The 14234-nt window shown below is 39.0% G+C and carries 15 protein-coding genes and 1 riboswitch; of the genes, 6 read left to right on the top strand and 9 right to left on the bottom strand.

Going from position 1 to position 14234, the window contains the following annotated elements; all coding sequences use genetic code 11:
* Positions 1 to 103: 103 nt before the first annotated feature.
* Positions 104 to 1219: an N-methyl-L-tryptophan oxidase gene (solA, locus tag PSR12_RS06480; protein ID WP_274772158.1), complete on the top strand. Its 1116-nt coding sequence runs from the start codon at positions 104 to 106 to the stop codon at positions 1217 to 1219.
* Positions 1220 to 1261: 42 nt separating this feature from the next.
* Here the strand turns inward: solA and PSR12_RS06475 are convergent, their stop codons facing one another.
* From PSR12_RS06475 to PSR12_RS06460, 4 genes are read right to left on the bottom strand one after another with little or no spacing between them, the layout of a single operon-like run.
* Entirely contained in the window at positions 1262 to 1825 is a 564-nt protein-coding gene (locus PSR12_RS06475) for a 5' nucleotidase, NT5C type (RefSeq protein WP_221680499.1), read from the bottom strand.
* A 16-nt stretch (positions 1826 to 1841) separates the two neighbouring features.
* Complete coding sequence (locus tag PSR12_RS06470) at positions 1842 to 2927, bottom strand: FAD-dependent monooxygenase (protein ID WP_221680498.1); 1086 nt, start codon at positions 2925 to 2927, stop codon at positions 1842 to 1844.
* The gene (gene ribD / locus PSR12_RS06465; RefSeq protein WP_274773435.1) at positions 2924 to 4036 is read right to left on the bottom strand and encodes a bifunctional diaminohydroxyphosphoribosylaminopyrimidine deaminase/5-amino-6-(5-phosphoribosylamino)uracil reductase RibD; all 1113 of its coding nucleotides are present in this window, start codon (positions 4034 to 4036) and stop codon (positions 2924 to 2926) included. The genes PSR12_RS06470 and ribD overlap by 4 nt, the downstream gene beginning before the upstream one ends.
* 15 nt (positions 4037 to 4051) lie before the next feature.
* Positions 4052 to 4783 carry a GTP cyclohydrolase II gene (locus PSR12_RS06460; protein WP_004232304.1) on the bottom strand — a complete coding sequence of 244 codons (732 nt, stop codon included), beginning with the start codon at positions 4781 to 4783 and terminating at the stop codon, positions 4052 to 4054.
* Between the two features lie 269 nt (positions 4784 to 5052).
* Between PSR12_RS06460 and PSR12_RS06455 the strand changes: the two genes are divergently transcribed.
* From PSR12_RS06455 to PSR12_RS06440, 4 genes are all read left to right on the top strand, one after another.
* Positions 5053 to 5688 (top strand): GntR family transcriptional regulator, encoded by a 636-nt coding sequence (locus PSR12_RS06455; protein WP_004232302.1) that lies wholly within the window; start codon positions 5053 to 5055, stop codon positions 5686 to 5688.
* A 158-nt stretch (positions 5689 to 5846) separates the two neighbouring features.
* Positions 5847 to 7046: a quaternary amine ABC transporter ATP-binding protein gene (locus PSR12_RS06450; protein ID WP_004232299.1), complete on the top strand. Its 1200-nt coding sequence runs from the start codon at positions 5847 to 5849 to the stop codon at positions 7044 to 7046.
* Positions 7039 to 7893: an ABC transporter permease gene (locus PSR12_RS06445; RefSeq protein WP_016991840.1), complete on the top strand. Its 855-nt coding sequence runs from the start codon at positions 7039 to 7041 to the stop codon at positions 7891 to 7893. Before PSR12_RS06450 ends, PSR12_RS06445 begins: the two co-directional genes overlap by 8 nt.
* Positions 7894 to 7976: 83 nt before the next feature.
* The gene (locus PSR12_RS06440) at positions 7977 to 8861 is read left to right on the top strand and encodes a glycine betaine ABC transporter substrate-binding protein (protein WP_221680495.1); all 885 of its coding nucleotides are present in this window, start codon (positions 7977 to 7979) and stop codon (positions 8859 to 8861) included.
* 42 nt (positions 8862 to 8903) lie between these two features.
* Here PSR12_RS06440 and PSR12_RS06435 read toward each other — a convergent pair whose 3' ends face one another.
* From PSR12_RS06435 to PSR12_RS06425, 3 genes are all read right to left on the bottom strand, one after another.
* Positions 8904 to 9218: a DMT family transporter gene (locus PSR12_RS06435; protein ID WP_221680494.1), complete on the bottom strand. Its 315-nt coding sequence runs from the start codon at positions 9216 to 9218 to the stop codon at positions 8904 to 8906.
* Complete coding sequence (locus tag PSR12_RS06430) at positions 9218 to 9559, bottom strand: DMT family transporter (RefSeq protein WP_221680493.1); 342 nt, start codon at positions 9557 to 9559, stop codon at positions 9218 to 9220. Before PSR12_RS06430 ends, PSR12_RS06435 begins: the two co-directional genes overlap by 1 nt.
* Positions 9560 to 9685: 126 nt before the next feature.
* Positions 9686 to 9782: riboswitch (guanidine-I (ykkC/yxkD leader) on the bottom strand.
* 30 nt (positions 9783 to 9812) lie between these two features.
* Entirely contained in the window at positions 9813 to 10955 is a 1143-nt protein-coding gene (locus PSR12_RS06425) for a PstS family phosphate ABC transporter substrate-binding protein (protein WP_221680492.1), read from the bottom strand.
* A 251-nt stretch (positions 10956 to 11206) separates the two neighbouring features.
* Here PSR12_RS06425 and PSR12_RS06420 point away from each other — a divergent pair, with 251 nt between their 5' ends.
* Positions 11207 to 11680, top strand: coding sequence for a YbaK/EbsC family protein (locus tag PSR12_RS06420; RefSeq protein ID WP_221680491.1), 474 nt, complete (start codon positions 11207 to 11209; stop codon positions 11678 to 11680).
* 593 nt (positions 11681 to 12273) lie between these two features.
* Here the strand turns inward: PSR12_RS06420 and PSR12_RS06415 are convergent.
* Together PSR12_RS06415 and PSR12_RS06410 are read right to left on the bottom strand one after the other, a co-directional pair.
* Entirely contained in the window at positions 12274 to 13527 is a 1254-nt protein-coding gene (locus PSR12_RS06415) for a glutathionylspermidine synthase family protein (RefSeq protein WP_221680490.1), read from the bottom strand.
* Between the two features lie 23 nt (positions 13528 to 13550).
* Positions 13551 to 14192, bottom strand: a complete 642-nt coding sequence (locus tag PSR12_RS06410) for a hypothetical protein (protein WP_274772149.1) — start codon at positions 14190 to 14192, stop codon at positions 13551 to 13553.
* Between the last annotated feature and the right edge of the window lie 42 nt (positions 14193 to 14234).

Genomic DNA, 14234 nt, shown 5'->3' with positions numbered 1-14234 from the left:
TTTAGTCCATTCGGATTGCAGGTGCTGTGTCTATTTATTTTCTAAAATTTCTGTTTCCTTTTCTAAAAATCTGTTATACTAGAGCAAAAAAGTAGGGATTAGAATGGACTATGATGTCATAATAGTTGGTGCTGGCTCCATGGGGATGGCGGCTGGTTACTATTTAGCAAAGGAAGGGAAAAATGTACTTATGCTAGATGCCTTTACTCCACCACATGAAGAAGGTAGTCATCATGGGGATACAAGAATCATTCGCTTTGCTTATGGTGAAGGAGCTAGCTATGTACCTTTTGTAAAAAGAGCTGGCGAGCTTTGGCAAGAGCTAGAGTCATTAGCAAATGAAAGCTTATTTTTACAAACTGGTGTAGTTAATATTGGAGCGCCAACATGTGCCTTTATTCAAAATGTGAAGGCTAGTGCTGCGCTCTATAATTTAGCACTTGAACACTATTCACCTGCTGAGGCGATGAACAAATGGCCAGGGTTATTCTTACCAAAAAATTTAGTTGCTTGCTTTGAACCAACTGCTGGTGTCCTTCGTGTTGAAGCATGTATCCTAGCCTATAAAAAATTAGCCTTAGAGGCGGGTGCAAGCCTCCGAACAAATGAAAAAGTATTGGCTATCCAAGCTAGTGATATTGTACAGGTACAAACAGTACATAATAGCTATAAAGCAAAGCAATTAATAGTAACGGCGGGTGCATGGGCAACAGAGCTACTACAAACAGTGGACGTGAGCATACCCGTTACACCAACGCGGAAAACCTTTGCATGGTTTGAGGCAGATGAGCAGCTGTATCGTGATGAAGTTTTTCCAGCCTATTGCTTTGAATTTGCCGATTCAACCTACTACGGTTTTCCAAGTATTGAAGGAGCGGGGTTAAAACTTGGACGACACGATGGTGGTGATGTGGTTAATCCAAACGACCCTCTATGTCCGTTTGATGCGTCTGATGCTGTTGACTTACAAAACTTCATTGATCAGTTTATGCCTCAGCATGGAACGCTTAAATACGGAAAAACATGTAAGTATTCGATGACACCAGATGAAGATTTCATTATCGACTTTTTACCTGAACATCAGAATATTGTGATTGCTGCAGGTTTTTCTGGTCATGGTTTTAAATTTAGTAGTGCCGTTGGGGAAGCTCTTGCAGATTTAATTGTAGAAGGCAAAAGTAAACAAGATTTATCTCCCTTTAAACTTAGTCGATTTTAGCAAAAAAGGATTGGTACAACGGTTAGACGTTGCACCAATCCTTTATTTTGTTAACATTGTTTGAAACTGTTGCCAATCATATAAACGTGGAAGATTTACATGCTGGTTGTAAGATTGATTCTTTAAGATTACCTTAGTTGTCACATCATGAAGTGTCTCAAGTACTGCTGGTTTATCATCTACATAAATATCTAAAGCAAGCTCTTTTATAATGGCTACTTTTTCTGCATCTTGCATGCCACAGAAAAAATGACCGTCTGTTATTGGAAAGCCCTGTGCTTCCATCCAAGCTTTTGTTTGCGCACAATATTGTTGTGGACGAGATGTAATATAGTAAATGTCATGTCCCTGCTCTGCTAAAGCTTGGAGGGTTTTTAATGCACCATCAAAAGATGGACAGTCCGTAAAATAGATTTCTTCCAATGCGCTATTCCACATGGCTGAACCTTCCTCATCCGTTAATCCAAATGGTTCATGAATTTCTACTCGTTGTATCGCTTGAAAGGTTTCAAAGGAAACATTTTTGCCAAGCTTTTTATTATAAAGCGAAAAGGCATGTGCTCGTAAATCAATTAATGTGTCATCTATATCAAAGCCAAACTTCATCTAGTTGTTCGTCCTTTCACGAAGCCTTGTTTATAAAGTTAGAAGCAAATGTCTGCTCTTTTTCAATTTGTTTTGCTAATACTTCCTCAATGGCTTGCTCACGCATTTGTTGAAAATATTGTACGTTAAATTGTGCTAGTGTGTCTTTATTTAGCAAAGATGCAAGACAATCTGCATCTTTTAGTGCACTATTCAGCCCAAAAGCGCCTGTTGGTGTCATTGTGTGAACGGCGTCCCCTAGCAAAACAAGGCCCTTTGTCCCCCAACTATTACAATGGCTACTAAAGACATCAAGCAAAACAAAATCCTGCCAGGAAGTTATCTGTTCCTGTACTGTCTTCGTTAATGCTGGAAATGCCTCCACAAGCTGCTGGATAAAGGGTGTAAATGCAAGTTTTCGAAGCTGAGGGAAACTACCTTGCTCAATATTCCAGCCTATTTGAAGATAACCACCAACTTGTGTAAACAATGACAGCTGCTTATCATCGATGAGTGCCATTTTTATAGATGGTTCCCAATCAGCTGGTGCAGGGATTTTAGCCCACAGTAAATCAAAGCCATGCTTCTGTTTCTGAACATCAATATGTGCTTGCTTACGAATAGTAGAATAACGACCATCCGCACCGATAATTAACTGACTATCGATTTTTATAGGGTCTCCGCTTTTTATCGCCATAACGCCTCTATAATGACCTGTAGCATCCGCAATCAGCTTTGTAACCTTTGTATGTAGCAGGCATGTAAAGTTAGGGAACAGCTGAGCTTTTTGTAAAATACCTTTTAATAAATTTGCCTGTGGTACATGAATGCCTAAATGTCCTATTGCTTCATCTGGAAGAATTGTTTTAAATGCTCTGCCACCAGCATAATACTCAAGCTTCTCCATTCGTAATATACCGAGTGCCTCGACTGCTTCGAAAAGATGGTGGCTTTTTAAAACAGCCTCCCCTTCCTCATTTAAATGCTCGCCACGGAATGCCTGACCAAGTGCTACATTTTGCTCTAATAAAATCACTGAAAGCCCTTTTTTAGCAAGTAGGTAGGATAACAATGCACCAGCAGGACCTGCCCCTACTATACAGACATCTGCTTGATAGTTCACTTTTCTTCACCCTGCTTTGGATAGGCAATAATACGCAAATCCTCGCCTATTTTATCAAATGAAGCAAAGTCAACATTCCATGCCTCATACATGAGAGAGGGATTATAGCCAGCAAACGGCGTTAACGATAGATTTCCACCCAAAACTTTAGGTGCTATATATACTACATATTTATCGATTGCACCTTGCTGTAAAAAGGAAGCATTCATTTTACTTCCACCTTCTAGCAAAATATCTGTTATGCCGTGTATATAAAGCTTTTCAAGCATCTCATCAATCTGTAATCCATATTCATTTTTTTGTACGGGTAAAACTGTAACACCTTTTTCTGTAAATAAATGAATTTTTTCTTGGCTTACGTCGTCACTACAAACAAGAATCGTTGGTGCATCCTCTGTATTCAAGACATTTGCATTGTCAGGTGTACGTAGAGAACTATCCATAATAATACGTGTTGGATTTTTTCCATATCCTTCTTTTAGTCTTGTTGTTAAAGAAGGATTATCAGCAATGACTGTACCCACGCCAACTAAAATTCCATCTACTTCATGACGAATATGGTGAACATCCTCACGTGCACCCTCTCCAGTTACCCATTTTGAATGTCCTGTATGCGTAGCAATTTTCCCATCTAAAGTCATAGCAAATTTTGAAATAACAAAAGGACGATGCGTAAGCATATTGTGAATAAAACGCTCATTTAAACGGCGCGCTTGTTGCTCTAAAACCCCTACTTCCACCATTATTCCAGCATCTTGTAGCAATTGGATGCCACGACCTGCTACTGCTGGATTTGGATCTTGCATAGCAATTACCACTCGACTGACACCAGATTCCTTCACTAAATTGGCACAAGGAGGTGTCTTACCATAATGTGAACAAGGCTCTAACGTTACATATAACGTAGCACCCAGTGCATGCTCTCCAGCCATTCGAAAAGCATGCACTTCAGCATGTGGTTCCCCTGCTTTTCTGTGTAAACCTGTACCTACAATCACACCGTTCTTCACGATTACAGCTCCAACAAGTGGATTAGGGTTCGTATTTCCTTTAGCACTAGCTGCTAAATCCAAAGCCAGTTGCATATACTTTTCATCTACATTCATCATCATCGCAACCTCCACCTATTGCTTTTCACGTATATGTCCAGATTTTTCAACTTTCGTTTCTAAATAAAAACGATTCGTCTCTGTCAAACCGCCCCATAAAGGAACATGCCCTTCCGCAGCCATGCCACGAGCCTGTAATGCAGCCAATTTCTTCGGATTATTTGTAATGAGTGTTACTGGTTTGGTACGCAGTGTAGCTAATACCGCAAGTGCTTCGTCATAGGATCGTGTATCATCTGGAAAGCCAAGTGCATGGTTTGCTTCAACTGTATCGAGCCCTTCCTCTTGCAATAAATAAGCAAGAGATTTAGAGAATAGTCCAATACCACGACCTTCATGATCAGCTAAATAAAATATAGCTCCACAGCCATGCTCAACTATCATTTTCATAGATTCATGCAACTGGTATCCACAATCACAACGCTGGCTGCCAAATATGTCGCCTGTGTGACAAATACTATGCATTCGGATTAAAGCACCTTCTGAATGGGTAAAATCACCATATACAAGCACAGAGGATTGTTGTAAAAATGCTAAATTGGCAGCGGCTAATCCATCAATGATTTCTTCTTTAGTTAAATCCGCATCAATTTTAAGCCAGTTATACCATTGAAAAGTTGCAGAAAAATCACCTTGTTTTACAGGTAATTTCACTGGCCCAACTAGGCAAATATTCTCTGTATTTGTATGCTTTACTAATGTCATTTTATCTTTCACTAAGTCCATCACTTTAGTCGTAATTGTCATATTAATCTCCAACCTTCTATAGAAACAGTTGGCTAAATTCACCAACTGAGCACATATATTTTCACATCACTTACATAACGTAACTTAGTTTATAATAATAACTAAAAAGTGTCAATCAACAGCTATTACTCTTTCATTATAATTATTAGAGATGAGAATTTTATTATTACTTTTTCATCATATACTACTAGCTTATGGAGATGCTATTTTTTCTGTGCAGGCTAGTCTATAATAAGCTGTGGTACTGTAATGACGAAAGGAAGTTTAACATGAACTTAGAAAAAAATGTTCAACTAAAGCAACCAAAATATCAACAAATAGCCATTGATCTCGCCTCCAAGATTGTTGAAAGAAAATACAGCATTGGCGATAAAATATATGCAAGATCCTCTCTTGCCAGTCAATATAATGTTTCCGCTGAGACTGCAAGAAGAGCTATTGCCGTTTTGCAAGACTTAGAAATTGTTGAAGCTTCAAAAGGTAGCGGTGTAATTATAAAATCGTATGAAAAAGCGGCTCATTTCGTCAGACAGTTTCATGATGTACAATCGATTCATGAAATACAAAATGAGCTTTTGACAAGTATTCAAAAGCAACATCATGAATTGATTAATTTACAAGACAAGGCAAAGCAACTAATTAGCCGCACAGAGCATTACCGATCAGTCAATCCGTTCATTCCTTATCAATTAGAAATGACAGCTGATAGTCCATGCATTCATCAAACTGTACAAGCTTTAAATTTTTGGCAAAATACTTCTAGTACGATTGTAGGTATTCGACGTGGCAATGAATTATTACTATCCCCCGGTCCTTATGTCTCATTTGAAGAAGGGGACATTATTTATTTTGTTGGAAATGATGAAAGTTTCGCTAGAGTTCAAAGCTTTTTATACCCAAATTAAAATCCGTTTAAGCGCTGATATAACAGCGTTTAAGCGGATTTTTTCTTATTTGTCGATTTGACAAAAGTAACAACTCTTTGCTACAGTAAGGTTGTTACTTGTTTATTTTTGGGTATCATTATCCTCACATAGTAATAATCTACGAAAGGAGTGCTTCTATGGAAAAAATTAAAATAGAACACGTATCAAAAGTGTTTGGCAAACATATTCCCCAAGCACTAGAACTCGTTAAGCAACAAAAAAGTAAGACTGATATCTTAAAAGAAACAGGTGCAACTGTTGGTGTATACGATGCAAGCTTTACTGTCAACGAAGGAGAAATCTTCGTTATTATGGGATTGTCAGGAAGTGGCAAATCCACGCTTATACGGCTTTTAAACCGCCTAATTGAACCAACGAGCGGAAATATATATATCGATGGAGAAAATATTTCTACCATGGGAAAAGAAAGTCTACGGTCTGTAAGAAGAAACAAAATGAGCATGGTTTTCCAAAACTTCGGTTTATTCCCCCATCGTACATTACTTCAAAATACCGAATATGGCCTTGAAATTCGAGGTATTTCAAAAGAAGAACGGCAAGCAAAAGCTGAACAAGCTTTAGAAAATGCCGGATTACTCGCTTATAAAGACCAGTATCCAAATCAGTTATCAGGTGGTATGCAACAGCGTGTTGGTTTAGCACGAGCCCTTGCTAATGATCCTGAAATATTACTAATGGATGAAGCATTTTCAGCCCTTGATCCATTGATTCGCAAGGAAATGCAAGATGAGCTACTCGATCTACAACAAACATTGAAAAAAACAATTTTATTTATCACACATGATTTAAATGAAGCATTACGCATCGGGGATCGCATTGCCATTATGAAGGATGGCTCTATCATTCAGATTGGGACGGGAGAAGAAATATTAACCAACCCAGCAAATGATTATGTTAAAACATTCGTGGAAGATGTGGATCGTTCTAAAGTATTGACAGCTGAAAATGTCATGGTACGGCCCGTTTATGTCAATACAGACCTAGATGGCCCTAAAGTGGCACTAAAGCGGATGCGTCAAGAGGCTGTTAGTTTATTAATGGCTGTTGATAAAAATAGACATTTAAAAGGCTATATTACTGCTGACGATGCACTGGCTGCAGCAAAGAAACAAGAGCAAACCGTCCATTCTATTGTGCAATCAGAAGTGTTAACCGTTCCACCAGATATGCTACTACAGGATATTTTAGGGATGATTTATAATTCTCCTACTCCTATTGCCGTTGTGAAAGATGGTCGCTTGCTTGGTGTACTAATTAGGGGCGTTGTCATCCAAGCACTGTCAACTAGCGATGAGGAGGCCGAAGCACATGAATAACTTTTTAGATAATATTCCAACATTACCACTAGCTCCGTGGGTAGAATCAGCTATGGACTGGTTGACGAGTAATTTTTCAGCGTTCTTTAACTCTATTCAGCAATTCGGAAAACTACTCATGAATCAGGTCACTGATTTATTAATTAGTATCCCAGCCATTATTCTTATACTTCTTGTCGTGATATTTGCCTTCTTCGTTTCAGGCAAAAAGTTAGGGCTTGCTGCATTCTCATTAATAGGCTTGTTGTTTATTTATAACCAAGGATTATGGACTCATCTTATGGAAACAACCACGCTTGTGATCTTTTCCAGTATTATATCCATCATCATCGGTATTCCACTAGGTATCTTAATGTCAAAATCAACGGTAGCTGAAAACATTATTAAACCAATACTAGATTTCATGCAAACAATGCCTGGCTTTGTCTATTTAATTCCGGCTGTCGCCTTTTTTGGCATTGGTATCGTACCTGGAGTCTTTGCATCCGTTATCTTTGCTTTACCCCCTACTGTACGTATGACAAACCTCGGTATTCGTCAAGTACCAAAAGAATTAGTGGAAGCTGCAGACTCCTATGGTAGTACAGCTAGCCAAAAATTATTTAAAGTAGAAATTCCCCTTGCTAAATCAACCATTATGGCAGGGATTAACCAAACCGTTATGCTGTCACTTTCTATGGTAGTTATTGCCTCTATGATCGGAGCTCCTGGTCTAGGACGTGAAGTATTAACAGCCCTACAACGTACCCAAGTTGGGAATGGCTTCGTTGCAGGTTTAGGTTTAGTTATTTTTGCGATCATTATTGACCGTTTAACACAAAGCTTCAATAAAAAGAAAGCATTATAGAAATGTCATCTTTCTTGCTACCATCCATCCTCCGATGGATGTCGGCAGTTTGATACAAAATGATGAAGAGAAAGGGAGATTCGATGAAACTGAAAACACTATCAAAGTTAGGAATGGCTCTAGGTCTAGGCTTCATGCTTGCTGCATGTAGTGGAGGCGACTCAGGCTCAAGTTCTGGAAAAAACAGTGATTCTAAGGAGGTAAACCTTGCCTATGTTGAGTGGGATACAGAAATTGCCTCAACGAATGTTGTTGGGCAGGTACTCGAAGATTTAGGTTATGATGTAACATTAACTCCTTTGGATAATGCGATCATGTGGGAGGCTGTCTCCAAAGGAGAGGCTGATGGAATGGTTGCTGCTTGGCTACCACATACACATGCTTCACAATATGAAAAATATAAAGCTGATTTAGATGAGCTAGGTGAAAACCTTGCTGGTGCAAAAATCGGTTTAGTTGTACCAAGCTATATGAATGTCAATTCAATTGAAGATTTATCTAATGAAGCAGATCATACAATCACTGGTATTGAGCCAGGTGCGGGCATTACTGCTGCTACCGAAAAAGCATTAGAAGAATATGATAATTTAGCAGACTGGAACTTTATTACTTCTTCTTCTGGTGCGATGACAACTGCATTATCCAAAGCGCTGAAAGATAAGGAAGAGATTATTGTCACAGGCTGGTCACCACACTGGAAATTTGCCAAATATGATCTTAAATACTTAGAAGATCCAAAAGGTGTTTATGGTGGAGAAGAAACGATAAATACATTCGTACGTAAAGGCTTAAAAGAAGATTTACCAGATGTATATTCGGTACTCGATAACTTCCACTGGACAGCAGAAGATTTAGAAAGTGTTATGTTAGAAGTAATGGGTGGTAAAGATCCAAAAGACGCTGCAAAAGAATGGGTTGATGCTAATCCAGATAAAGTGGCCGAATGGACAAAAGATGTAAAAAAATAATATAAAAACAGGCACTCCTTTTATGCAGGAGTGCCTGTTTAATTATGATAGCAATTTCAACATTATTGCTGCTCCTAATACAAGGACAATACAAACGATGCGTCGCCAATCCTTAGATTCATTAAAAAACAGCATACCTAGCAGTGCTCCTCCAGCTGCACCAATCCCTGTCCAGATCGCATAGGCAGTACCCATTGGTAATGTTCCCATCGCATAGGCAAGGCCTGCAAAACTTAAGGTGAATGCACCAATCAACAGTCCTAAATTTTTCATACTCTTCGTCTTATTATATTTACTAATCATATATACGCCCAACATCTCACATAACCCTGCAACAACTAATGCCATCCATGCCATTATTCACTCACCTCTTGTTCCTTAGGCTCTCCTGTTACTAGCTTTAAGCCTACAACTCCTGCAAGTAACACAACAATACATAGGATTTTTGCTAATTTCCACGGCTCTCCAAATAGCAAGCTATCCGCACATACAGTACCAGCTGTCCCTAATCCGACAAAGATTGCATAGACGGTCCCAACTGGTAGATGCTCACCTGCTTTAATGAGCAAATAAAAACTAATAAAAATGGCAATTGCTGTACCAATCCATTCTAGTACACTTGTTGCATGCTTTAACCCAATGACCCAGCCAACTTCAAAGCAAGCCGCTATAATGACGCTGATCCATTGTTTATTCATCATAAATCCCTCCATTTTATAAGACACGGCCGACTAATTGGATGGTCCAACTACTTTTTCAGCATTCGCCAAATGACTTGATTTTAGCCAAACAAAAAAAGCCTGAAGAAACTGTCTTTAAACAGTATCTCCCAGGCTTTTATCCTTCCGTGTCACAAAATCAATTTGTGGTTTTCTCTCGGACCAGACTAGCAAGCGCTACGGAACCCTAGAAAACTTTTATTCGATTATTACTCTTAGTATAGCAAACTATTCAATGATTTTCCACTGGTACATAGCCGACCTTTTCTACCATTGCCTGCCCTTCCTCAGAAAGTATCCAATCAATCAGTTTCTGTACATTTTGATTTTCTGTTCCTGCTGTGATGGCATAAAATTCAGACATTAAAGGATATGTACCATTTTGAATATTTTCTTTTGTTGGTGCTACTCCATCAATAGATAGTAATTTGATCTTTTTGTTACCAACCATCTCTGTAGAATAATATCGAAACGTAAAGCCCAAGGCATTTTTATAATTTCGATATTGCGACACTTCACGAATGATTCCGCCCATTCCTGATGCAACATCTTCAGTGGGTGCCTCCATGATAGGCGTATTGCCCATCAGTTTTTCTAGTGTCGTTTGGCTTCCACTATCCGCTGGGCGTTGGAAAGCACGAATGGACTCATCCTCCCCACCTACTTCACGCCAATTAGTTATTTCTCCAGCATATATTTTTTTGACCTGCTCAAGTGTTAAATTATCGATTTTATTTTTACGATGCACAAAAAAGACAAATGCCTCTCGACCAATTGGCGTCATATCAAATGTAAGTCCTTCCTTTTCTGCTTGCCATTCTTGTGAGGTGGACGGGGCTGCCACAAAGATCAAATCAACATCTCCAGCTATTAAATTTTGATAGGCCTCTGGTGTACGACTTACTTGAACTCTACTATTATATGGAGGATATTCACCTTTGGGATAAGTAGCCTCCACAAAAGCCGCATATAAAGGGTACATGGCTGTTGCACCATCTAGTCGTGGTAATGACTCTGTCAATTGTAAGGAAGCTTTATTTTTCACTATTTCATTGCCAGGGACAAATGGCTGATAGACTGTTACATCAATTTCCGCATCAACAGTGGGAATACTCATTTTATAATAATGTTGAATCGGTTTAATGGCTGCAATCAACAGGGCGATTCCCATGACACCAAATAGCAAGCCCCTTCGTTTTTTTGTGTTGGTCCATTTAAACATGCTACAAACAATCCAGACAAATAAACAAACGGGTATAGTAAAGACCAAATTAATTAAATGTAGCCCACCACTTAATGTGATAATGAATGCAACCATTAATGTCACAACGGATAAACCAAATAGTATCGATACTATTTGTATAAACTTAAGCATACAAAACCTCCCTAGTGTAATTTTACACTCCTTACACCAATGGTACCCGAAAGCTAAAGCATTCACAACTATATATTCTGAAAATTATGGTAAAATTAATTTTGTCTTGATTTTAATGAATGCTTTTTGTACGAATGTGGTATATCAAATATAGAAAACGCTCTTTATAGAAAAGGAAGCTTTTCGAATAATCTCAAAAAATCTCGACAACTATGCTAAGGCATAATTGATATAAGTAGGAGGATGTACATATGGCAATTGAAAAAGTACGTCGCCATTTAGCACAATGGCATGTAGAACACAAAATACAAGAATTAGAAGAAAGCTCCGCAACAGTTGAATTAGCAGCACAGGCGCTTGGCTGCGAGCCAGAGCGCATAGCAAAATCTTTATCTTTTCTTGTAAACGATGGAGCGATCTTAATTGTGGCTGCTGGTGATGCTAAGATCGATAATGCAAAATATAAAGCCGTATTTGGTACGAAGGCAAAGATGTTATCCAAAGATGATGTAGAGACGATGATTGGTCATGATGTCGGAGGTGTATGTCCTTTTGGTGTGAACGAGGGCGTAGCCATTTATTTAGATGAATCTTTAAAACGTTTTACTACAGTATTTCCAGCGTGCGGTAGTAGTAATTCAGCCATTGAGGTAACCATTTCAGAACTTGAAACATATGCTCCCTATAAAGAATGGATTAATGTCTGTAAAGGCTGGAATGAATAAGGACCAAACGATTGGCGAGACTTTTAAAAGTCTCGCCAATTCATGTTGTTGAAAAAAGATAATATCGCTAGGAGAAATAATACCTTTTGGCAAGGTAAGGGTTGATTTCCGTTCCGCCAGCGTCCTTTCCAGGGGGCGTTCCAATGAGCCGCTTCTCTCACTTACGTTTGCTCCAGGGACTCATCAGTGACGCTAAATCTCCTAGGAGTGACGCTGGCTCCTCTCCAATCAACCATTCTGCAAAGTGTCTTTACTTTTTTAATAGTAGCATAGTAATAAAATCGCCCATTATCTGTATTCATAGAGAGGGGATAAGCTCTTATTTTCAATGTGGAGAAGTGATGAGTGACAAGAAGTGAACACCTTCACTTTATTTGAAAACCTTTGCTAAAAAGATAACATTTTTGTAGGTTGGAGTGGAAGGCTACTTGACTCCCATGGGATAGCGAGTCAGGCGAAACCCTGCACGGAGCGGAGCGAAGGAAGCGGTTCGGCGCTCGCCCACAGGAAAGCAAGTAGCCTGCAACGGCAATCCATTTTCACCTTCTAAAAAAATTTTATGGGTGGTTTTGTTTTTCAGCACGATAGATTTGCTATTCCTTGTAACCAACGGCTAACCAATGTGAATCCCATTCTGTAATTTGATTGCCTACCCGACAACTTAAACCACATGCTCGATTATCAGCAACAAATGAGCCAATTAGCCACTTCTTAGCGTGATATCCTTCTTTTAACTGCACTGTTATGCTAGGCATCTCCACATATTGTTGATAAATAAACAAATTATCAACATAGTGCTTGGATGTGGAAGCATTTACTCTCCGCCCACTTCCTGCGTAAATTTCTACTGTATTTCCCTCACGTGAATAAACAGGCTTCTTGACATAAGGTACATCATCTCGAATAAATGGTTCTGCTGTAAGGTATGTAGGAAGCATATATTGCAAAATAGCTGCTCGTTCCTCGGAAGTAAAGAGCAATGGATCATTTCTCCGCTCCCATATTAACCATAATAAGATTTTCGATTGTAATACATAGGCAGCAGGTGGATTAATAATTGCCAGCTGTCGTTTTTTGACAAGCTCTAAAAGATGCAATCCAATGCGATCACCATCCGCTGCCACATCATCTATTAAAAACTCTACAGGGTGTGCGGGTCTAAATAAAATATCAATTTTCTCCATTGTAGGTGTATAAAGACCTTGTGCTACCTCAGACGTGTCACTAGAAAAGATGATAAGTTCTTGAATGGGCACATACTCAATGGCAAAAGGAATACAGGACTTGATAAACTGTACCTGGCAATACTCTTCGTAGTCCTCTTTCGCTGTTTTTCCTGTGATGACAATCTTTGGCTTTTTGACATTATGTAAGTATTGGATGGCAGCAAAAAGGGCGCCCGACAATGCTTTTTGTAAGGCTGTTACATCATTAGGATTTTTATAGCCAAAATGCTGACATAATGCGTCATTCATCTTGAAGGTTTCTTGTACAAGAAAAGGTGTTTCTCCATTTAGCTCTAAACATTTAATGTAGCCCTCCTCTGTACAAATAAAATCAAAGCGTGCCAGAATTGATTGCTGCTGTAAATAATCTAACTGAATATATGGGATCATTTCCGGTCGAATACCTAAGGCTAAGAGCTGATCGACCGATAAATGTTTAAATTGTTTCCCGACTTTTAAAAAGATGCGCCAAAGTATTTGTGTTGCATAATGAAGTTGATCAATTTGTTGCTTTGGCAATTCTAAAACATCATATAATGCATACTCTAAATCCTCAAAGTCAGGAAAGAAGTCAGGGAATTTTGAGTAAAATGCTTGTCGTTGCTGTGTGTGATTCATCATGTTCTTCACTCCCTATCCAAACCTTACGAGGAGGACGAGCCGCCACGAGATGCCCCACCAGAACCAAAGCCCGATTTCCCTGTGCTTGAGGAAGAGCTATTGGAGTAGGAATTGGAACTCTTTGATGAACTATCCGTCGAATAGGAGCGTTGTCCACTCGAATAAGAATTTGATCCACTTGAAGTTGAGCTAGCCTTATTTTGCGTACTGTTTGTTATACCATTTGTTGGTTTACTTTCATCCTTAGCGCTTGATGACGATCGTGGCACTGCTGAGCCGCCACCATTGCTTTGCTCATCTAGATCTGTACCATTTTTTAAATTGCGACTTTTATAAATCGCACTTCCTATCATGGCTCCAGCCGTTGCATACATCAAACCATTAAAGAAATGCTGTGCATAGTAAGGTGAATTTTCATCGATACATTCAAAGGAACCATCATCACCCTCTTGCCATTCATCACAGGCATCAGCCATTTCACTCTTGTAAACACTTTCTATTTCATCACCTGTAATTGCTTGGTTTTGATCTTCAGTTACCTGATTAGAAGTAGTTAAAGGGTATTCTTCTGCTGTCTGAGTTTCACTATTTCCACATGCTGCTAGCTGTACAGCCATCAAAGATGCCGTTGTCACAGCCATATATTTTTTTATTTGCTTTGCCATATTATAAACGCTCCTTTATTTCTTGTACCTAGTTTACGAATA

Source organism: Lysinibacillus sp. G01H (genome assembly GCF_028872195.1).
GTDB classification, from domain to species: domain Bacteria; phylum Bacillota; class Bacilli; order Bacillales_A; family Planococcaceae; genus Lysinibacillus; species Lysinibacillus capsici.
This window is presented reverse-complemented; position numbering and strand designations above follow the sequence as displayed.

Excerpts from the sequence above, each read along its gene's own strand:
- solA (WP_274772158.1), top strand. The coding sequence starts at position 104 with ATGGACTATGATGTCATAATAGTTGGTGCTGGCTCCATGGGGATGGCG.
- PSR12_RS06440 (WP_221680495.1), top strand. The coding sequence starts at position 7,977 with ATGAAACTGAAAACACTATCAAAGTTAGGAATGGCTCTAGGTCTAGGC.
- PSR12_RS06415 (WP_221680490.1), bottom strand. The coding sequence starts at position 13,527 with ATGATGAATCACACACAGCAACGACAAGCATTTTACTCAAAATTCCCT.
- PSR12_RS06420 (WP_221680491.1), top strand. The coding sequence starts at position 11,207 with ATGGCAATTGAAAAAGTACGTCGCCATTTAGCACAATGGCATGTAGAA.
- PSR12_RS06445 (WP_016991840.1), top strand. The coding sequence starts at position 7,039 with ATGAATAACTTTTTAGATAATATTCCAACATTACCACTAGCTCCGTGG.
- ribD (WP_274773435.1), bottom strand. The coding sequence starts at position 4,036 with ATGATGAATGTAGATGAAAAGTATATGCAACTGGCTTTGGATTTAGCA.
- PSR12_RS06460 (WP_004232304.1), bottom strand. The coding sequence starts at position 4,783 with ATGACAATTACGACTAAAGTGATGGACTTAGTGAAAGATAAAATGACA.
- PSR12_RS06475 (WP_221680499.1), bottom strand. The coding sequence starts at position 1,825 with ATGAAGTTTGGCTTTGATATAGATGACACATTAATTGATTTACGAGCA.
- PSR12_RS06455 (WP_004232302.1), top strand. The coding sequence starts at position 5,053 with ATGAACTTAGAAAAAAATGTTCAACTAAAGCAACCAAAATATCAACAA.
- PSR12_RS06410 (WP_274772149.1), bottom strand. The coding sequence starts at position 14,192 with ATGGCAAAGCAAATAAAAAAATATATGGCTGTGACAACGGCATCTTTG.
- PSR12_RS06450 (WP_004232299.1), top strand. The coding sequence starts at position 5,847 with ATGGAAAAAATTAAAATAGAACACGTATCAAAAGTGTTTGGCAAACAT.
- PSR12_RS06430 (WP_221680493.1), bottom strand. The coding sequence starts at position 9,559 with ATGAATAAACAATGGATCAGCGTCATTATAGCGGCTTGCTTTGAAGTT.
- PSR12_RS06435 (WP_221680494.1), bottom strand. The coding sequence starts at position 9,218 with ATGGCATGGATGGCATTAGTTGTTGCAGGGTTATGTGAGATGTTGGGC.
- PSR12_RS06425 (WP_221680492.1), bottom strand. The coding sequence starts at position 10,955 with ATGCTTAAGTTTATACAAATAGTATCGATACTATTTGGTTTATCCGTT.